The organism is Micromonospora echinospora (assembly GCF_014203425.1).
GTDB classification, from domain to species: domain Bacteria; phylum Actinomycetota; class Actinomycetes; order Mycobacteriales; family Micromonosporaceae; genus Micromonospora; species Micromonospora echinospora_A.
Map to the genome: position 1 here is coordinate 3,702,244 of NZ_JACHJC010000001.1, position 18,659 is coordinate 3,720,902.

Genomic DNA, 18,659 nt, shown 5'->3' on the forward strand with positions numbered 1-18,659 from the left:
CCACGTTGTCCTCGTCCGATCTGCTGCTGTCCCGCCGTGACCTCGCGTTCCTGCTGCACGACTGGCTGGACGTGACCCGGCTGACCGAGCGGCCCCGCTACGCCGAGCACACCCGGGAGACAGTCGACGAGGTGCTGGACCTCGCCGCCCGGGTCGCCGCCGAGCGCTTCGCCCCACACAACCGGGCCGCCGACACCGGTGAGCCCACGTTCGACGGGCAGCGCGTGCGGACCATCCCGCAGGTGAAGGCCGCGCTGGAGGCGTTCGCCGAGACCGGGCTGCTCGCCGCCACCATGGACGAGTCGGTCGGCGGGCTGCAACTGCCGCACGTGGTGGCCGCCGCCGCGTTCGCCTGGTTCCAGGCCGCCAACGTGGGCACGTCGGCGTACCCGATGCTCACCCTCGGCAACGCCAACCTGCTGCTCGCCCACGGCAGCGCCGAGCAGATCGACACCTGGGTACGCCCCATGGTCGAGGGGCGCTTCTTCGGCACCATGTGCCTGTCCGAGCCGCAGGCCGGCAGCTCCCTGACCGACCTCACCACGCGGGCCGAGCCGCAGGACGACGGCACGTACCGGATCGTCGGCACCAAGATGTGGATCTCCGGCGGCGACCACGAGCTGGCGGAGAACATCGTCCACCTGGTGCTGGCCCGCATCCCCGGCGCGCCGGCCGGCGTGAAGGGCCTGTCGCTGTTCATCGTGCCCAAGGTGCTGCTCGACGACGACGGCAACCTCGGGCCGCGCAACGACGTGGTGCTGGTCGGCCTCAACCACAAGCTCGGCTACCGGGGCACCACCAACACGCTGCTCAACTTCGGCGAAGGCGTGCACCGGCCGTACGGGCGGGCCGGGGCGGTCGGCTACCTGGTGGGGCAGCCGCACCAGGGGCTCGCGGTGATGTTCCACATGATGAACGAGGCGCGCATCGGCATCGGGGCCGGCGCCACGGCGCTCGGCTACACCGCGTACCTGAAGTCCGTCGCGTACGCCCGGCAGCGCCCGCAGGGCCGCCCGGTCGCCGACAAGGACCCCACCACGCCGCAGGTGCCCATCGTGGCCCACCCCGACGTACGCCGGATGCTGCTGGCCCAGAAGAGCTACGTGGAGGGCGCGCTCGCGCTCGTGCTCTACTGCGGACGGCTGCTCGACGAGCAGAAGACCGCGCCCGCCGAGGCCGACCGCGAACGGGCACAACTGCTGCTGGACCTGCTCACCCCGATCACCAAGAGCTGGCCGGCGCAGTGGTGCCTGGCCGCCAACGACCTGGCCATCCAGGTGCACGGCGGGTACGGCTACACCCGCGACTACGACGTCGAGCAGCACTGGCGCGACAACCGGCTCAACGCCATCCACGAGGGCACCCACGGCATCCAGGCGCTGGACCTGCTCGGCCGCAAGGTCACCATGCGCGACGGTGCCGCGCTGGAACTGCTGCTGGAGACGATCCGCGGCACCGTCAGCCGAGCGTGGAAGGCTGACGGGTTCGCCTCGGAGCTGGCCGGACAGCTCGCCGCCGCGGTGGACCGGATCGCCGTGGTGACGCGGCGGTTGTGGGCACCGGGCGATCCGGAGCTGGCGCTGGCGAACGCCTCGGTCTACCTGGAGGCGGTCGGGCATGTGGTGATCGCGTGGATGTGGCTGGAGCAGGTGCTGGTGGTGGAGGCGCTTGGGTCGCCGGAGGGGGCCGAGGGGGAGTTCCTGGCGGGGAAGAGGCAGGCGGCGCGGTACTTCTACCGGTGGGAGCTGCCGAAGGTGGGGGCGCAGTTCGACCTGCTGGAAGGGCTCGATCGGACGACGCTGGACATGCGCGAGAGCTGGTTCTGAGGCCATCCGACAGTTTGAAGCGAAGCCCCGAACACGGATTGTGTGTGCGCCGCCGGAAGGGCTTTCTTCTCCGGCGGCGCAACCGTCAGTCTTCTCCCGCTGCTTCAGGTATTAGCTGCTGGACTGGACCCCATATCGCGTCCACCTCGTCAGGGAACGCATACGCCCAAGTTGTTACGAAAGCCCTCTGAACCACCGTCTCGCTCAGGAAATCTAGGTCCTCGCCGATCTGGGCGTAGATTAAATGACGGTCCCTGTTGGTGTTGCCACGCTCGATAATCGAAGACCGAACGCGAGATTGCATCGGCGTATCCAGCTGCAGGGCCAACGTCAACTTGCCAATTAGATTTCCGCTCTCCATGTTGGAGCGTATCGTGGAGAAAACGTGCTCTTCGGGGTCCGACAGCCCGGGTGCATAGACGATATCGACACCGGTTCTCTCAACTCCATCTCGCCGGTGCGTGAGAGGTAGGGGAACGTACCCACCCTCATGGCGCATGTCGCCATCGAGTAAGCAAACTGCGGGAAAGGTGCGTGTGGGGTTTCCATTATGAAATCGTGTATGATCTCGGGCCGGCGCTGAACCGCCAAGTGCGTGGATTCGAATGCTTGACCGGTCCAGCGACTTCCTTTGGGCGTACGCCCGAAGAGTTACGTCGGCAAACATTTCATCAAAGCGGTCTTCCGTGAAGATGGCGAGTTGGGCGTCGATTTGGCCGGTAAGAGTGCGCAATGCCGACACATCGAGCTTCCCTTGCGTTAAACGCCCCTTGTATGACGACCAGACCGCATCGGTGGGAAGTGGTGCCAAAGCGTCGTTCGAATGTGTGGTGAAGATGATCTGGCAGGACTTCCGGCGAGCCACGTCAATTAGGTACTCGACGAGTCGTCGCGTAGCAACCGGATGTAGCCCGTTTTCGATCTCCTCGATTAGAATAAGGGAGTCGTTGGCAGTTTCCTCGATCTTCGACACAATCCGAATGATGCTGGCCTCACCCGCTCCGAAGTGGAATTCGGAGTAGTTCTCATCCGGGCGATCCTCGTCCCTAAGCGCGAAAATCTGGGCCTTCCCCGCCTTGTCGGCTGCCACCTTCAGGTAGTTCTCAGCATCTTTGCCGAGGATTCGTCGCACGGCCTCAAGGACGGGAGGGTCGAACGATATTTCACCCGCAGCCGTAAAGTCGTTCCGAGCAAAGCGATACATATCGTTTCGTTCGCTGGCAGGTAGAGTGCGCGCAATTCCAATGATCGCGACATCCCGTTTAACTGCGTCTCGATTCCACTTTGCTCTCAGATAGCTTGCTGTTCGGGTTCGAGTGGATCCAGTTTTTTGCGAGGTATCGATCAGATTGTACTCGACGCGCCAGCCCTTCATGCTGTTGTCGTACGCACCGCTCTTTACGAAAAACTGTCGTGGCCGCACCTTTTCGTAGATGAGCCCCGCTGCGCCGAGAATGGTTGTCTTTCCTGCTCCGTTTGGCCCAACGAGAGCCGTTACGGGAAAATCAAACCTGATTTCGCGATCACGAAATCCTCGAATCTTTACCAGCCGCATGCTCGTAAGGTACTTGTTGTAGGTTCGCTTGCGTACTCGGTCAGAAAGCGCTTGAATCTCGCTACTCCGGATCTCGCTTTGAGTCAACTAGCCACCTCGTGAGTTCCCTCGCTTGTTACCCCTGAACCTATGGTGTTCATGCATTGGGCGGCGCCAGCCAGGATAGGGTTTGCTCGGTCAGGGCGGCGTTGGCGAGACGGTGAGCGGACGCTGTCTTAAGCGCCGCCCGCGAGCTGTCGATCCAGCGCTGAACGTCCGCGACTCCCTGATGCCGGTACTCGACCGCTTGGACGAGGCACTCCAACTTGTCCGCGTCGCGGGCCACGATGGCTTCCAGGGTTTCGCCGTCCTCATACTCTGCAACGGCAGCGTTGATCACGTCGGCAACGGCGGGCGGGCAGCCGGCGACCTGGTCGGCGGTGACGGCGGTGTTGGGCGCGGCGGTGAGGTAGCGCTTGGCGATGTGCGGGATGTCGGTGATCCGGGTTTCCTGCGTGTCGTGCAGGACGCAGAGCATCGATACCCGAGCCGGGTCGGCGCCCTCCATGGCCGCGAGCATCATGCCGATGAGCGCCGTGCGGAACGAGTGCTCGGCGATCGACTCGGGGTGCTTCACGCCGGCAAACCACCAGCCGGTACGGGCGGCGCGCTTGAGCACGCCGGCCTCGAAGATGAAGCTCATGGCTCCTGCGGCGTCCTGGTCCTCGCTCATCTGCCCGTCCCTGTACCGGTGACTCCGTCAGCACGGAGGCTGTAGAGGATAGACGTTAGTTCTTGTCGTGACTGCCTGGATACCTCGTCGCCGTCGAGCAGCGTGCCGCACCGGTCAGCCAGTGCTTGCCCGGTCGCGACGTCATCGCGGGCGAGGCCGCGTCTCACCATGAGTAGAGCCCAGAGGTTGTGCACGTTGAGGTCGACGAACGGGTGGCCGATGGTGAGGCGCTCAACCAGGTGCCGGAGCAGGACGACTCCTCGCCAGTCACCGAGAGCAGTGGGCATGAACGAGTCGTCGCGATGCCGGTACGGAATCTCGCCGACCCAGTAGGCGGAGTAGTTGAGTGCGGCCCGCTCACAGGCATCGTCCGGGTGAGCGCGCTCGATGAAGTCTCTTAGCGGTTCCGGGTTTCCCTGATTCGCGAGGGAGGTCACCATCGACCGGATGTCGGGCCACAGCGGCGACCAGGTGTGGAAGCGGGTGATCTGGCGGGCTGTCCGGGTGGTGCCTTCGGCGAGCCATGACGCGGACGCGCCTGTGGGATCCATGCCGGCAAGGAAGCAGGCTTGCCGGTGCAGCAGAACATCTGGCTCGCGTTCGGACGCCGAACGTTCGGCGAGCATGCGGAGGCGTGCGAAGAAGGCCCGCCGCTCGTCGGCGGACAAGATCGGGGCAGTAGCCACAGGGCCGCGTCGCCGGTGGGGTGTGGGGATACTCCGAAGGAACGTCGGCGTCTGCCCGAGAACGCTCCAGAGGATCAGGTCGGTCAGACGGTGCGTCAGCACCGACCAGCCGAGGGGCTGTTCGGCGATGGGGTAGCGGCCCGCCTCATCCCGGAGGAGCGCCGCAAGGATGAGGTCTGCCTCGGCGGCATCGTCGAGAGCGGCCAGCAGCTTCGTGTTTGCCCCGAGGCGTCCGAGCCGCTGGCGAATCGCAACGGCCTGACCGAATGGCACGGCGGTGAACGGTCTGCGCCCCGACTCCCAGCTCTGAACGGTCACCCGGTCCACGTCCAGATGCGCGGCGAGTTGCTCTTGGGTCAGCGGGACGGATTCCCGAACGAGCTTCAGGAGATAGCCCGTCACCTCGCCTCGATGCGGCGTGGAACTGCGGTGACCTGCCAACTGACATCCCTACGTTGACCGGTGGTCGACGTTTCGCCGGACGCGGACCGCGAGGTGGCGTTCCTGATCGGCTCACTCGTACCGCTGGTGAGTCCAGTGATCGACGCCGTGATCGTAGCGTCGCAGTTACCGAACGTTCCAGATCCGGTCCGCGATTCGCGGCCGGTCGAATTCCGCTGCCCTGCGGAGGAAACGGCGATGCGGGAGAGGACACCACCGTGGAGACGAGTCACCTACGACCAGTACGTGATCGCTGCTGCTTTGACGCTCGCACGTCGGCATCGCCCGAAGTGGTCGTGGCGGAAGTGGCGGTGGGTGTGCCGGTGTGGTGCGGAGCTGCCGTGCCGGAACCGCCACCGCGTACCGATCAATCGCGGTCACTGGCCGTCGCAGGAGGACCAATGAGCACTGCGGAACAGGCGATCCTGGCGGTGCACGTACGGGGTCTGGACGGGATGTGCGTGGGTTGCCGGCTGTGGTGGGCGCGGCTGACTCCGTACCCCTGCTGGCAGGTCGCGTGGGCGACCAGCCGGCAGGCGCGCGCGAGCGTCGCCCGCTTCCTGGGGGTGCGCGGGTGAGCACCCACGGGCCGGTGCTGCCGGTCTGGACGTGCGGTGGGTGCGGTGCGCCGTGGCCGTGCGCGACGCGGCGGCGGGAGCTGCTTGCGGAGTACGAGGGCGCGCCGGTCTCGCTGGCGGTGTACCTGGGGGCGCAGCTGGTGCGGGCCACGGCGGATCTGAGCTGGGCGCCGGCGGGGACGTTGCACCGGCGGTTCCTGGGGTGGCTGCGGTGAGCGTGCTGCGGGCCGGGGACGAGAAGTTCCACTACAGCGACGGGTACGCATTCGACGGATCGTGTGATCCCAGCCGATCGTGCGGCGAATGCGAGACTGTGCCGGTGACTCACCCGCTCGCGCGCCGCGTCTACGACACCTGCCATCTCACCGGGCGGTTCCATCTCCGATCCGGGCAGGTCAGCGACGAGTACTTCGACAAGTACCTGTTCGAGGGGAAGCCGGAGCTGTTGCGCGAGGTCGCCGAGGCGATGGTCGCTCTGCTGCCGGAGTGTGACGTGTTGGCGGGGATGGAGATGGGCGGCATTCCGCTCGCCACGGTGATGTCACAGCTGACCGGGCTGCCCACTGTCTTCGTGCGGAAGCAGGCAAAGGAGTACGGCACCGCGAAGGTGGCCGAGGGCGGGCCGGTGACCGGTCTGCGGGTCGTCGTGGTCGAGGACGTCGTGACCACCGGAGGCGCGCTTCTGGCCTCGTGCGGACACCTGCGGTCCGTCGGCGCGCAGGTCGAGACGGTGGTCTGCGCCATCGACCGCGAGCAGGGCGGCCGGGAGAACCTGGCGGCCGAGGGGCTGCACCTCCGCGCCGCCCTCACCCGCCGGGATCTGGAAGCCGCACTGACGGCGTGAGGCTCGCCCCCCACCTGTAGCTAGGGCTGCGCCGGGCCGCTGCTGGCGTCGTACGAGTTCTTGGCGGCGACCACTGCCGCCTGGATGTGCTCGGGGTCGACGCCGTGGACGTTGAGCGGCGGGTGCAGACGCCGGACGAGTTCGGCCTCGATGTCCGCCGGCTCGGGGTCCTCCGCCCAGGTCAGGCGCAGGTGCTCGTGCATCCAGGCGGTCAGCCGTGTCTCGTCCTCGGGGACCAGGACGACGCGGTCGGTCCAGGTCGTCCGGTAGCCCTCGGACACGAGAAGCCCGGCCAGCGTGCGGCGCAGGGTCGAGCTGCCCGACCGTCGCAGATGGTTGCGCAGGATCCGGCCGCGCAGGCTGGTCGCCCGGCCGAGATAGAGCATCCGCCGCGACGGGTCGCTGTCGTTCGGCGGCCCGGGGAGGTCGGGAAGGACCGAGGGCAGGGCCCACCAGGCGTAGACGCCGCTGCCACGGGCGAGCCGCTTGACGGCGACGTCGAGCGCGACCGGCGGGCCGGAGAGCAACCGCAGGGCCTCGTCGACCCGTTCTTCGTCGGTCGGGACGTCGGCGGATCGCCGTTCGGGGAAGGTCACCGGGACCATCCTAGGCGGTTGGCGGGTTCCCTTGACTCTCGACCCGGTCGAGGGCCGACCCTTCCCGGGTGACGTCTGAGAAGCACGACCGACTATCAGTCCCACTCGCGATCGACCTGGAGACGCTGCGGCCGGTGCTGCGCGCCGGCTGGGGAGCGGACACCTGCGACCCGCACGACGTGCGGGATTGGCACGCCGGCAACCCAGCCCGTGGTCAATGCGGGGTGACCGCACTGATCATCCAGGACCTGCTCGGCGGAGAGCTGATCCTCGGCGAGGTCCACGCCGGGGGCGCCAAGGTCGGCCACCACTACTGGAATCGACTGGCCGACGGCCGCGAGGTGGACCTGACTGCTGACCAGTTCCAGCCACCGGAAGTCGTTGTCGGCGGTCAGGTTCAGCAACGCCCGCCGGGCCCACCCGTCCGGTGCCGCCGGCAGTACGAGATCCTGCGGGACCGCGTCCTCGTAGCCCTCTACGGCGGCAGGTCAGTCAGCGCACTCTAGATGTCAACCTCGGTTGAGGTTGCAGGATGGCAGCGGCCTGCCCCGCATGACGAGGAGTGCGTTCGTGAGCGCCGATATCAGCTTCCACTCGATCATCGACTACACGGTTGACGGCCCCGACACCCAACAGGAGTTCGTAGCGGTCTTCGCGGAGATTCAGGAGCGCTGGGTGCGCTTCTATCCTGGCTACCAGTCGGCCCGCTTCTACCTGAGCACCGACGGCACCCGGGTGTACACCATCGTGCGTTGGGCCAGCGAGGCGGACTACCGCAATTTCGTGGAAACCTCAGACACCGAAGGTCGAATGGCCGCCATCTCTCAGGCCCTGGCGGGCCTGTCCGGCAAGGCCGAAGCGCGCATGAGCGGCGTTCCCACGTACACCGTCGCCCGCGAGGTCGGCCCCGGGCCACAGCGTCTCGACGTCTGACCGGACGGTGGGGGAGGAGCGGGCCTCTGACGGGCGATCAGGTCAGGGCCTCGCCCGGCACGGACGAGATGCGAGGCTGAGCGCGATGAACCTGGCGTCGGCGTTCGTACCGATCTGGATCCTCACCGCGCTCGGCTACGCGGCCTGTCGGTGGGGTCTGCTGGGCGAGGCGGCGGCGTCGGTGCTCGGCCGGTTCGTGTTCCATCTGGCGATGCCCGCCGCCCTGTTCCTGGCCCTGTCCCGGATGCCGCTGTCCGGGTTCGCCGGGCGGCCGCTGCTCGCCTTCGGGGTGAGCACCGCAGCGGTGGTCGGTTTCGGGTGGGTCGGCGCGAGCCGGCTGTTCGGTCGCGAGCCCGGCGAACGGCCGATCTGGGGCATGGCCGCCGGGTACGTGAACTCGGCGAACCTTGGCATCCCGATCGCGACGCAGGTTCTCGGCAGCGTGTCGTTCCTGGCCGAGGTGGTGCTGCTGCACGTGCTGGTGGTGACGCCGGTGATCCTGGTCGCGCTGGACCGGCACCGCGACCCGCACGGGCGGGTGAGGGTGCGCCGGACCGCCTCCCTGCCCGTACGCAACCCGGTGATCCTCGCGTCGCTGCTCGGTGTCGCATGCTCCGCTGCCGGGCTGCGCCTGCCGTCGGCGGCCGCCGCGCCGCTGACCCTGCTGGCGGGCGCCGCGGTCCCGGCCGCGCTGGTCGCGCTCGGCGCGTCGCTGCACCGCACGGCGCCGTCGCGGGCCGAGCCGGTCGAGCCCGCCGCGCTCGCCGTGATCACCGCGCTGAAGCTGGTCGCGCAGCCGGTCATCGCGTACGCGGCCGGGCTGGCCCTGCACCTGTCCGCGCCGCAGTTGCTCGCCGTGGTGGTGTGCGCGGGCCTGCCGACAGCGCAGAACACGTTCATCTACGCCCAGGAGTACGACGCCGGCGAGACGGTGGCCAACCGGGCGGTGGTGGTGACCACGACGCTGTCGCTGGTCACAGTGGCCGCAGCGGCGACGCTGCTCGGCTAGCTCCGGGGCGATCGCCGCTACGCGGGGAACCGCTTCCAGTGCCCCTCGGAGACGACCTCGACGGCGCCGTCGGTCACCGTGATGGCCGTCTGGTCGTCGATCGCGTACGCCGGACCCGCGATCTCGGCCGCCCACTTCTCGGCGTTCGCCATGGTGTTGTCCGGTTCGAGGCCGAGGTGCGGGAAGATCGAGAAGTCGACCACCCCCAGCGTGCGGTCGTCGGACGCGGACTGCCACTCGACGAAGTCCTTGCCGACACGGGGGGTCAGCACCATGCTCCCCGCGCTCAGCCCCACCCAGACGGTGTCCCGCAACGACGGCAGCAGGTCCGCCAGCCCGGACTGCCGCATCCAGTGGCACAGGTACGTCGCGTCGCCGCCGTGCACCAGGATGACGTCCGCCTCCCGTACCCAGGGGACCCACCGATCCTCGCCGATGCTGGGCAGCGCGGTCAGCTCCAGGACGCCCAGCGACTTCCAGCCCAGGCCGGTCATGGGCAGCGGTGTCTGACCGGTGATGAAACGCCAGGCCGAGGCCGGCCCGCCCATCGGGTAGGCGGCCGTGGGAATGCAGAGGGCGGTGGACTCGGCGATCGGCTTGCCCAGCAGGCTGACCAGCGCATCGTGGATGCTCGGGTTCTGGACCCCCGCGGATGTGAGAAGAAGCTTCACGCCTACCTCCTGTGCGTAGCGGTTGGGTGCACGGGAATACAGACCGGGCACCGTATCGAAACTCATCGCCACGCCTCGCGTCACTCGCGGATCTCCATCGCTGTCACCAGGCCGTCAGCGAGGCGGTAGACGTGCGTGACGGTGTGGTCGGCGAGCTTCGCTCCGGCTTTGTCATGGACGACCTGATGAACGGTGACGGCGATGCGGCCGTCGGCCTCCGTGCTGAACGCGGTCGGCGTGACAACAGGTTCGAGCTGGTCCCACTGCCGGCGCCAGTAGGCACTCACCTGGTCCCGGCCGCGAAGGACGCCTCCCTCCCAGCCGTTGGGCCACGAGACATCGGGCGTCATGGCGGCCAGCAGCGTGGGGATGTCACGCCTGTTGAAGGCCGCGTAGAGGTTCGTGAGCAGGGCCTGGGAGGTAGGGCGTCGCGGCGAATCCACGGACCCAGCATGGCCGGTGGGTGAGACCTTGTGCAGACGTCTTAGCGGTCAGCAGAAGGCGAGCAGACCCGGACGGTAGGGACGCAGCCATGCGGCGGGCCACGACCGTCCCGTTGCGATCTCCGCCCACCTGCCGGCGCGTGCCCGCATCTGCTCCTCGAAGGCGCTGCGGCCGGCCGTCTCGCGCCGTGTGCTCACCGTCTTGTGCGGATGCGTCGTACCTCGACGTAGCGGCGGATCTTCTCTGCGGTCCCGCAGTCGTCCATGCTGCACCAACGACGGCTGCGGTTCTTGCTCTCGTCGATGAACAGGAAGCGGCAGCCCGCGCATCGTTTGATCCGGTCGAGCCCACCCGTGGTGAGAAGCTGGACCGCAGCATGGACCACCGGCCGTAAGGGCCGGGCAAGCGTGTGGTCGTCCCGCCAGGACCATGCGAATGTCTTCCCGCGCATGAGCTGTGCGTGGGCCAGCGCGTCGGCTTCGTCGTCGCGCAGCCGGGTCAGCGCCGCGACGCCCGGGTCCTCGCCGGCGGCCAGTGGCCGGAACACCTCGTCCAGGTAGTCACGGGTGCGCAGTGCCTGCGCGAAGGTGGTGCGGGTGCTGTCCGGACTGCCGCGGGACAGCCGGCGCAACGCCGCCGCCTGCGTTTCGGTGAGGGTGCCCGCGTACACGCTCCAGGCGACCAGCTCGGCGTAGCCGGTGAGCACGTCGTCGTCCGGAGGCCCGACGGGTGGGCCGGCGCGGGTGTTGAGGAAGTCCAGCGCGAGGTCGCCGCCGACCAGGCGCATCCGCGTAACCCCTGCTGTTTCCATCATAACCGACTTTACCAGTTGCCCCGTGACGAGGAACCTTCCTAGAGTGTTTCCGTCATAGCCGGTTTAGGGGGTAACGATGGGCCAGGCGCACGCACACCGGCGGGCAGTGGGCGCGCTGATCGGCCTTGCCGGCGGAACGTTCCTCTACACCGCAGCGGAGGCGCTGCCGATCGGGCTCCTGTTGCCGATGGCCGTGGACCTGGCCGTACCGCCGTCCCAGGTGGGCATGCTCGTCACCGTGTACGGCGCAGTGGTGATGGTCGCCTCGGTCCCGTTGACGGCGCTGGTGCGCAGAGTTCCTCGCCGACGGCTGCTGTCGGCGCTCCTGGCCGGCTTCGTCGTCAGCAACGCGATCACGGTGTTCGCGAGTACGTTCACCATGCTGATGGCAGCCAGGATCGCCACCGCGGCCACTCATGCGTTGTTCTGGGCGGTCGTCGTGCCGACCGCGGCTGAGCTGTTCCGGCCCGGACTGCACGGACGGGTGGTCGCGGTCGTGTTCGCCGGCGGCAACGTCGCTCTGGTCCTGGGTGTGCCCGCGGGCACCTGGCTGGGTGAACGTGCCGGCTGGCGGGCATCGTTCCTGGCGGTGGCCGGGCTCGGTGTGTTCGTCTTCGCCGTGGTGGCCTGGTTGCTGCCGTCGACGGGGCCGGCACAGGGACACGCCGACCGGGGCAGAACCCCTGACTCCCGCCGATTCTGGCTCCTGGTCGTCGTGGCCGTCCTGTCGACCGCCGGCGCCATCGCCGCCTACACCTACATCGCCCTGTTCGTCACCGAGGTCACCGGACTGCCCGCCGCGTCGATGGCGACCACCCTGCTGGCGCGCGGCGTCGCCAGCGTCTTCGGCATCCTCGCTGCCGGACCGATGGTCGACCGCAGCCCGTGGTCCGTCCTGGTCGCGACGGTCGCACTGCAGTGCGTGGCGCTGCTCGGCCTGTACGCGTTCGGCCACCACCCGGCGGTTGCCGTCGTCCTGATCGCACTCGCCGGCCTGGGGTTCGCCGCGTTCACCGCGGCGCTCGGCGGCCTCGTCCTTCAGGTGGCGCCCGGCCGCTCCGATCTCGCCGCCGCGACGCTGTCCGCCGCCGTCAACGTCGGCATCACCGGCGGCGCCTTTTTCGGGGCCCTCGTACTGGAAAGCCACGGTGCCGCCGGCACCATGTTGGTCGGCGCCCTGCTCGCCGCTGTCGCCCTCGCACTCGCCCTCGGCGAACGACTCATTCCGCCGCCGCGCACCAAGGACGACGCGGCCGTCCGTGAGTCGATCCCGGCGGGGCGTCGGCGGTGACGGCGGGCCGTCCGCGATGCTGTGGACGTGGAGTACTTGTCCAGAGTGCCGCGACCGCCGCTGGACGGGCTGATCGACGACCTCTACTACCTGGAGGGCACGCCCCCGTACCCCCGGCTGACGCTGCCGCCGATGCCGGCGGCGCTGCTCATCGTCAACCTCGGCGCGCCGGTCCGCGTCCGCGGTGGCACCGACATCGAGACCACCGAGTACGCCGACGGCTGCGTGATCACCACGCCCACCCGCGCGTTCGAGTTCGGCTACCCGCGCCCGACCCGGTCCGTCGGCGTACACGTCAAGCCGTGGGGCCTGGCGCCGTTCCTGCCGATGCCCGCGGCCGAACTGCGCGACCGGCCGGTGACGCTGGAGCAGGTCTGGGGCCGGCCCGCCGTCGCCGAGCTGCGCGACCGGCTGGCCACGGCCGACGGGCCGCACGCGATGCTGACGCTGCTCGAGGAGGAGCTGAGGCGACGGCTGTCCGAGACCACCGGCCTGGGGCTGGTCCGGCACACCAGCGGCGTCATCGCGGCGACCAGCGGCGCGGTGCCGATCGGCGACCTGAGGACGGCGGCCGGTGTCAGCAGCACCCATCTGGCGCAGCGGTTCAAGGAACTCGTCGGCGTCACGCCGAAGCGGCTGGCCCGCACCTACCGCTTCGCCGCCACCGTGTTCGCGATCGACCCCGCCCGACCGGTCGACTGGGGCGCGCTCGCCAGTGGGGCGGGTTACTTCGACCAGGCCCACTTCGGCCACGAGTTCCGGGCGTTCACCGGGCTCACGCCGACCCGGTACGTCGAGGTCCGGCGGCGGTTCCTGCGCGAACACCCCGGCCACGTGATCGACGGCTGGTCGCTGCCGGCCGATTGATTTCCTACAAGAACAGCGGCTCACGGGACGCTAGCTTGGGGACAACCGAGGCAGAGGAGAGCCGGCGTGGGCACTGTGGTCCTGTACAGCTCGGTGTCGGTGGACGGCTTCGTCGCGGACGAGAACGACCAGCCCGGCCCGCTGTTCGACTGGTTGACCAGCGGTGACGTCCCGTTGGACGCCAGCGGCGCGTTGCAGGTGTCGCGGGTATCCCACGACTACGTCCGGCCGTACTGGGACCAGATCGGTGTGACTGTCGTCGGGCGGCACGTCTTCGACCTGACCGACGGCTGGGACGGGACACCGCCGAGCGGGATCGACCACGTGGTCGTCGTGACGCACCGGCCGGCGCCCGAGGGCTGGGACCCCAGGGCGCCGTTCCACTTCGTCCACGGCGTCGAGGCGGCCGTGGCCAGGGCGCAGGAACTCGCGGGGGACCGCATCGTCGAGGTCGCGGCCGGTGACGTCGGAGGCCAGGCGCTCGCCGCGGGCCTTGTCGACGAGGTACGGATGGACGTCGTACCCGTGGTGTTCGGGTCCGGCAAGCGCTTCTTCGGGTCGGTCGACGCGCAGCACCTGCTGGAGGATCCCGACGTGGTGCTTCCGGGCGAGCGGGTGCTGCACCTGCGCTACCGGGTGCGCCGCTGACCGCGCACGGGCCACGGGGTGGTGCGGACCCGTCCTACCGTGAGGACATGCGGTGGTATCTCCAGCTCGCCGCGCCCGGGTCGCGACATCTTCGAGCGCGGCCGGGGCGTCCCCGACCGGCACTCCGCCGCCATCGCGGAGAACGCTGTCTACGGCGACACCGCGACCTTCGATTCCGGCGGTGGCGGCGGGGGAGCGGACTGAGGCGTACTGCGTCCTCGCCGCGATGGTCGGCCCTTTACGTTGACATTAGGCAGGCAAAAACCTGCATAATGAGGCGTGAGTGAGATGGAGCTGGTCTTCAAGGCGCTGGCCGACCCGACGAGGCGGCTCCTGCTCGACCGCCTCCGCGAACGCAACGGCCAGACGCTGCGCGAACTCTGCGAGCACCTGGCCATGGCCCGCCAGTCGGCCACCCAGCACGTCGACGTCCTCGTGCGGGCCAACCTCGTCACGGTCGTGCGGCGAGGGCGGGAACGCCTGCACTACCTGAACCCGGCGCCGATCCACGAGATCGAGGAGCGCTGGATCTCCGGCTTCGACAAGCCCCGTCTGGCGGCGCTCAGCGCGATCAGACACCGAGCAGAGGAGTACGCCATGACGTCCGTGCCGACGTACGTGTACGTCACCTACATCCACGCCACCCCCGAGCAGGTGTGGCGCGCGCTCACCGACGCCGACCTGACGGCCCGGTACTGGGGACACGCCAACGTCTCCGACTGGCAGCCCGGCTCGGCCTGGGAGCACCGGCGCGCCGACGGATCGGGCGTCGCCGACGTGGTGGGCCGGGTGCTCACCGCCGAGCCGCCGACGCGCCTGGTCATCACCTTCGAGGACAGCCCGGACGCCGAGCGCGAGCCGTCGGTCGTCACGTTCCTCGTCGAACCGCACCAGGACATCGTGCGTCTCACGGTGACCCACGAGAACCTCGCCGACCTCGACATGTTCCACGGCATCTCGAACGGGTGGCCGGCCGTCCTGTCGAACCTGAAGTCCCTGCTGGAGACCGGCGACGCGCTACCACAGGCGCCGTGGGAGATGACCGGCGCACACGCCTGAGAGAGAGGACCGCCCCGATGGACACCGACCCGCTCCGGCAGGCGTACGACGCGCTGCTGGCCGCCGAGCCGAGAACCGTACCGCCGCCCGGCGAGTGGAACACCGCGCAGATCCTGGCCCACGTCTCCCTGGTCGGCGCGGCCACCATCAGCACCGTCACCGCGGTCGCCACGGGAGCGGTCTCGACGTACGACAACCGCCCGTCCCAGGACCCGTGGACCCTGGACCGCGTCATCGCGCTCGCCGGTGGCGAGGCGTGCCTCCGGGAGCGCATCCGCGCGCAGAGGGAGGCGCTGTGCGCCCTGGCGGCGGTGCTGAGCGAGGCCGAGCTGGTCACGACGGTGCCGGCGCTGCTGCTGTCGAACGGCTCGTGCCTGGTGGACCAGCCACTGTCGGTGCGGGACATCCTCGCCGGTCTGGCCGATGTGGAACTGCCCGGGCACACGAAGCAGCTCTAGCGGGTGCGGTCGGCGGTGCCGGTAGGTAGTCGTACCTCGACGCGGAGCCCGCCCTCGGGACGGGGGACGAGGGTGAGCGTTCCGTCGTGGGCGTGGGCGATGCTCCTGACGATCGCCAGACCGAGCCCGACACCCGCGTGGCTGCTCCGGGCGCGTTCGCCGCCCCGCTGGAACGGCTCGGCGAGTGTGGCGACCATGTGGCCGGCGAGCGGCGCGCCGGTGTTCTCGACGATGAGCACCACCGCCTCGGGGTGAACCGTGGTCGTGACCCGGACGGCGCCCCGGTCGGGCAGGTTGTGGACGATCGCGTTGTACACGAGGTTCGTGGTCAGCTGGAGCAGCAGAGCGTGTGAGCCGACGGTGGGGCTGATGTCGCCGGCGGTTTCGACGGTGAGGCCGCGTCCTTCCGCGAGAGGGAGAAGCATCTCGGCGGCCTCTTCCGCGAGAAGGGACAGGTCGACGCGCTCGCGGGTGAATGATCGTTGGTCGGCGCGGCTGAGCAGGAGCAACGCCTCGGTGAGATGGATCGCCCGGGTGTTGACGGCGTGGAGGCGGTCGATGAGGTCGCCGATGTCGCGGTCGGGGTCGCTGCGGGCCACGTCGAGAAGCGTCCGCGTGATCGAGAGCGGGGTCCGCAGCTCGTGGGAGGCGTTGGCGGCGAATCGCTCCTGCTCGGCGACATGTGCTTCGAGCCGCGCGAGCATGGTGTCGAAGGCGTCGGCGAGTTCCCGGAACTCGTCCCGGCGGCCGGGCAGCCGGATCCGGTGGGAGAGCGATCCGGCGGCGGCCAGCCGGGTGGCGTCGGTGATGCGCGTCAGGGGGGCGAGCATCCGGCCGGCCAGAAACCACCCGCCCAGCAGACCTGTCACCAGCAGGAGAGCCCACACGACGGCCGCACGCGGGGCGAAGGCACGCAGGAGGTCGGACCGGTTGGGGATGACCGGACCCGGGGGAGAGCCGCGCTGAGGGACGGTCAGCACGGTGTCGGGCACGTAGCGGAGCAGGAACACCCACACGACCGCGAGGAGCAGGGTCACCGCGAGCATGAGGAACCCGGCGTAGCTGAGTGCGAGTTTGAGGCGGACGCTCAAACCGGGCTGCCTATCGACTGTCCTCTCCCTCGGACGCGGTGTCGATGCGGTAGCCGCTGCCGACCGCGGTGGAGATGATCCACGGTTCGCCTAGCCGCTTGCGCAGTGCCGAGACCGTCAGGCGTACGGCGTTCGTGAACGGGTCGGCGTTCTCGTCCCACGCCCGCTCCAGCAGCTCCTCGGCGCTGACGACGCCGCCTTCGGCAGCGACGAGGACCTCGAGCACGGCGAACTGTTTGCGGGTCAGCGCGACGTAGCGGCCGTCGCGGTGGACCTCGCGGCGGAACGGATCCAGCCGCAGGCCGGCGATCTCGCGTACGGGTGGCCGGCTGTGCGCGCGCCGGCGGTCGAGCGCTCGCAGCCGGAGCACGAGTTCCCGCAGGTCGAAGGGCTTGGTGAGGTAGTCGTCGGCGCCGAGGCCGAAGCCGGAGGCCTTGTCGTCGAGCCGGGCGGCGGCGGTGAGCATGAGGATCGGGATGCCGCTGCCGGACGCGACGATGCTCTCGGCGATCTCGTCACCGGACGGGCCGGGGATGTCGCGGTCGAGGACGGCGATGTCGTAGGCGTTGACGCTCAGCATCTCCAGCGCGGTGTCGCCGTCTCCGGCGATGTCGGCCGCGATCGCCTCCAGGCGCAGGCCGTCGCGGACGGCCTCCGCCAGATACGGCTCGTCCTCCACGATCAGCACACGCACACGCCCGATGCTACGAGCCGGCCCATGTGGTTTCCGTATGCAAAAGGGCATACGCCGCCGCAACAGTCCTCCGCCTTCACTGGAGCCACCTGACCAGGAAAGGACTGTGATCATGGACTTGGACTCCGTGCGTGGTGGTGTCGACCGGCGGCGGCTGCTGGGATGGGTCGGGCTGGCGACCGCCGGGCTCGCGGCCGGCGCGCCGCTGCTGGGCGCCGGACCGGCCCACGCCGCCCCCGGTTCGGTCGGCCCCGGCGGACCCCAGGCGCCCGGGCACGGCCGGATTCCGCGGGACACCCGGCCCGGCGGCGCCTACGACCGGTTCGTGGCGGAGCTGGCCGCGCAGGACAGGTTCTCCGGCGTGGTGCTGCTGTCCCACCAGGGACGGACGGTGTTGTCCCGCAGCTACGGCATGGCCGACCGGGCCAGCGGCATCCGCAACCACGAGGACACCGCGTTCAACCTCTCCTCGGCGAGCCAGCCGTTCCTGTCGGTGGCGATCCTCCAGCTGGTGCAGCAGGGCCGGATCGCGTTGTCGGACACGGTGGGCACCCACCTGACGGGCCTGGCTCCGGCCATCGCCGAGCAGGTCACCATCCATCACCTGCTCACCGGCACCTCCGGCGTGGACGCGCCGATGCCCGACTGGCGTCGCGTCTTCCACAGCCGCGACGAGGTGCACGAGTACGGCGAGCAGTGGGCCCGGCAGGCGACCCTGGCGGGAGTCCCCGGCGCGGGCTCCAACGGCCATCTACCCGGTGGAGGCGTGAGCCTCGCCATCGCCGCGCAGATCGTGGAGGCCGTCTCCGGCATGACGTTCTGGGACTATGTGCACGAGCACGTCTTCGGACGCGCCCGCATGACCCGCTCGGCGTTCTACACCAGACAGCAGTGGCTCACCGACAGGCGCATCGCGCACCCGTACATGCGCCAGGCCGACGGCAGCCGGATCGACGCCGTCCGCAACCTGGACAAGGGCAGCGTGAGCCCGCCCATCCAGGGCCGGAATCCCGGCCGCGGCTTCATCGGTTACGCCTCCGGCGACGGCTTCGCCACCGCGCCGGACCTGGTCCGGTTCGCGCACGCGCTACGCGACGGCACGCTGCTCGACCGGCCGTACGCCGACCTGTTCGCCGGGGCCAAACTCCCCGGCCCCGAACCGACGTCCTTCGAGGCCTACACGATGCCGATCTCGATCATCGGCGGGCAGTGGGTGATCGGACGCGGCGGTGGGGCCGGCGGCGTCGGTGCGAACTGGACCATCTACCCGGACACCGGGTGGGTCGGTGTCGTCCTGAGCAACTACGACGACATGCCGCTGCTGGAGATCTGCCTGCGCGAGGTCGAGGCCGTCACCGGCCAGCACATCGATCCGCCCGGCGGCGGCTGAGGCGCGGCCACCGCGCGGACAGGCCGGGTCACCCGCGCGACGAGCGTGGAGA

General features: G+C 69.2%; 22 protein-coding genes. 13 read left to right on the forward strand and 9 right to left on the reverse strand.

Translation table 11 applies throughout. The features are described from left to right. Positions 1-5: 5 nt before the first annotated feature. Complete coding sequence (locus FHU28_RS17085; protein WP_184685398.1) at positions 6-1,826, forward strand: acyl-CoA dehydrogenase; 1,821 nt, start codon at positions 6-8, stop codon at positions 1,824-1,826. Positions 1,827-1,911: 85 nt separating this feature from the next. On the opposite strand, the gene FHU28_RS17090 is transcribed toward FHU28_RS17085, so the two are convergent. The 3 genes from FHU28_RS17090 to FHU28_RS17100 all read right to left on the reverse strand — a co-directional run bounded on the left by FHU28_RS17090 (position 1,912) and on the right by FHU28_RS17100 (position 5,220). Beyond that, positions 1,912-3,381, reverse strand: a complete 1,470-nt coding sequence (locus FHU28_RS17090) for an ATP-dependent nuclease (protein WP_184685400.1) — start codon at positions 3,379-3,381, stop codon at positions 1,912-1,914. 136 nt (positions 3,382-3,517) lie between these two features. Next, complete coding sequence (locus FHU28_RS17095; RefSeq protein WP_184685402.1) at positions 3,518-4,093, reverse strand: HD domain-containing protein; 576 nt, start codon at positions 4,091-4,093, stop codon at positions 3,518-3,520. Beyond that, positions 4,090-5,220 (reverse strand): helix-turn-helix domain-containing protein, encoded by a 1,131-nt coding sequence (locus tag FHU28_RS17100; protein ID WP_184685403.1) that lies wholly within the window; start codon positions 5,218-5,220, stop codon positions 4,090-4,092. Before FHU28_RS17100 ends, FHU28_RS17095 begins: the two co-directional genes overlap by 4 nt. A 218-nt stretch (positions 5,221-5,438) precedes the next feature. Between FHU28_RS17100 and FHU28_RS32715 the strand changes: the two genes are divergently transcribed. The 3 genes from FHU28_RS32715 (at position 5,439) to pyrE (ending at position 6,642) form a co-directional block, all read left to right on the forward strand. Continuing rightward, positions 5,439-5,798 carry a hypothetical protein gene (locus tag FHU28_RS32715; protein WP_184685406.1) on the forward strand — a complete coding sequence of 120 codons (360 nt, stop codon included), beginning with the start codon at positions 5,439-5,441 and terminating at the stop codon, positions 5,796-5,798. Beyond that, the gene (locus FHU28_RS17110) at positions 5,795-6,013 is read left to right on the forward strand and encodes a hypothetical protein (RefSeq protein WP_013477111.1); all 219 of its coding nucleotides are present in this window, start codon (positions 5,795-5,797) and stop codon (positions 6,011-6,013) included. The genes FHU28_RS32715 and FHU28_RS17110 overlap by 4 nt, the downstream gene beginning before the upstream one ends. Before the next feature lie 104 nt (positions 6,014-6,117). Beyond that, entirely contained in the window at positions 6,118-6,642 is a 525-nt protein-coding gene (gene pyrE, locus FHU28_RS17115; protein ID WP_184685409.1) for an orotate phosphoribosyltransferase, read from the forward strand. 20 nt (positions 6,643-6,662) lie between these two features. Here the strand turns inward: pyrE and FHU28_RS17120 are convergent, their stop codons facing one another. Further along, positions 6,663-7,247 carry a GIY-YIG nuclease family protein gene (locus FHU28_RS17120; RefSeq protein ID WP_184685411.1) on the reverse strand — a complete coding sequence of 195 codons (585 nt, stop codon included), beginning with the start codon at positions 7,245-7,247 and terminating at the stop codon, positions 6,663-6,665. 59 nt (positions 7,248-7,306) lie between these two features. Between FHU28_RS17120 and FHU28_RS17125 the strand changes: the two genes are divergently transcribed. The 3 genes from FHU28_RS17125 to FHU28_RS17135 all read left to right on the forward strand — a co-directional run bounded on the left by FHU28_RS17125 (position 7,307) and on the right by FHU28_RS17135 (position 9,180). Continuing rightward, positions 7,307-7,744 (forward strand): YunG family protein, encoded by a 438-nt coding sequence (locus FHU28_RS17125; RefSeq protein WP_311773603.1) that lies wholly within the window; start codon positions 7,307-7,309, stop codon positions 7,742-7,744. Between the two features lie 64 nt (positions 7,745-7,808). Continuing rightward, positions 7,809-8,171: an antibiotic biosynthesis monooxygenase family protein gene (locus FHU28_RS17130; protein WP_184685413.1), complete on the forward strand. Its 363-nt coding sequence runs from the start codon at positions 7,809-7,811 to the stop codon at positions 8,169-8,171. 85 nt (positions 8,172-8,256) lie between these two features. Then, positions 8,257-9,180 (forward strand): AEC family transporter, encoded by a 924-nt coding sequence (locus FHU28_RS17135; protein WP_184685415.1) that lies wholly within the window; start codon positions 8,257-8,259, stop codon positions 9,178-9,180. Positions 9,181-9,197: 17 nt separating this feature from the next. On the opposite strand, the gene FHU28_RS17140 is transcribed toward FHU28_RS17135, so the two are convergent. The 3 genes from FHU28_RS17140 to FHU28_RS17150 all read right to left on the reverse strand — a co-directional run bounded on the left by FHU28_RS17140 (position 9,198) and on the right by FHU28_RS17150 (position 11,082). After that, on the reverse strand, positions 9,198-9,851 hold the full coding sequence (locus FHU28_RS17140) for a Type 1 glutamine amidotransferase-like domain-containing protein (protein ID WP_184685418.1): 654 nt from the start codon (positions 9,849-9,851) through the stop codon (positions 9,198-9,200). Between the two features lie 80 nt (positions 9,852-9,931). After that, positions 9,932-10,294: a nuclear transport factor 2 family protein gene (locus tag FHU28_RS17145; protein WP_184685420.1), complete on the reverse strand. Its 363-nt coding sequence runs from the start codon at positions 10,292-10,294 to the stop codon at positions 9,932-9,934. A 194-nt stretch (positions 10,295-10,488) separates the two neighbouring features. Beyond that, complete coding sequence (locus FHU28_RS17150) at positions 10,489-11,082, reverse strand: CGNR zinc finger domain-containing protein (RefSeq protein ID WP_184685422.1); 594 nt, start codon at positions 11,080-11,082, stop codon at positions 10,489-10,491. 103 nt (positions 11,083-11,185) lie between these two features. Here FHU28_RS17150 and FHU28_RS17155 point away from each other — a divergent pair, with 103 nt between their 5' ends. The 5 genes from FHU28_RS17155 to FHU28_RS17175 all read left to right on the forward strand — a co-directional run bounded on the left by FHU28_RS17155 (position 11,186) and on the right by FHU28_RS17175 (position 15,432). Further along, positions 11,186-12,400: an MFS transporter gene (locus FHU28_RS17155; protein ID WP_184685424.1), complete on the forward strand. Its 1,215-nt coding sequence runs from the start codon at positions 11,186-11,188 to the stop codon at positions 12,398-12,400. Between the two features lie 27 nt (positions 12,401-12,427). After that, a complete protein-coding gene (locus FHU28_RS17160) occupies positions 12,428-13,267 on the forward strand; it encodes an AraC family transcriptional regulator (RefSeq protein ID WP_311773604.1) in 840 nt (279 codons plus the stop codon). Between the two features lie 66 nt (positions 13,268-13,333). Further along, a complete protein-coding gene (locus FHU28_RS17165; protein WP_184685428.1) occupies positions 13,334-13,915 on the forward strand; it encodes a dihydrofolate reductase family protein in 582 nt (193 codons plus the stop codon). A 288-nt stretch (positions 13,916-14,203) separates the two neighbouring features. Beyond that, positions 14,204-14,974 (forward strand): ArsR/SmtB family transcription factor, encoded by a 771-nt coding sequence (locus FHU28_RS17170; protein WP_184689636.1) that lies wholly within the window; start codon positions 14,204-14,206, stop codon positions 14,972-14,974. Positions 14,975-14,991: 17 nt separating this feature from the next. Then, positions 14,992-15,432 carry a DinB family protein gene (locus FHU28_RS17175; RefSeq protein ID WP_184685430.1) on the forward strand — a complete coding sequence of 147 codons (441 nt, stop codon included), beginning with the start codon at positions 14,992-14,994 and terminating at the stop codon, positions 15,430-15,432. Here FHU28_RS17175 and FHU28_RS17180 read toward each other — a convergent pair. Together FHU28_RS17180 and FHU28_RS17185 are read right to left on the reverse strand one after the other, a co-directional pair. After that, positions 15,429-16,523: a sensor histidine kinase gene (locus FHU28_RS17180; RefSeq protein ID WP_260413041.1), complete on the reverse strand. Its 1,095-nt coding sequence runs from the start codon at positions 16,521-16,523 to the stop codon at positions 15,429-15,431. The genes FHU28_RS17175 and FHU28_RS17180 overlap by 4 nt on opposite strands. 10 nt (positions 16,524-16,533) lie before the next feature. Further along, positions 16,534-17,217, reverse strand: a complete 684-nt coding sequence (locus FHU28_RS17185) for a response regulator transcription factor (RefSeq protein ID WP_311773605.1) — start codon at positions 17,215-17,217, stop codon at positions 16,534-16,536. A 112-nt stretch (positions 17,218-17,329) separates the two neighbouring features. Here FHU28_RS17185 and FHU28_RS17190 point away from each other — a divergent pair, with 112 nt between their 5' ends. Further along, a complete protein-coding gene (locus tag FHU28_RS17190; RefSeq protein WP_184685431.1) occupies positions 17,330-18,607 on the forward strand; it encodes a serine hydrolase domain-containing protein in 1,278 nt (425 codons plus the stop codon). Positions 18,608-18,659 lie beyond the last annotated feature (52 nt).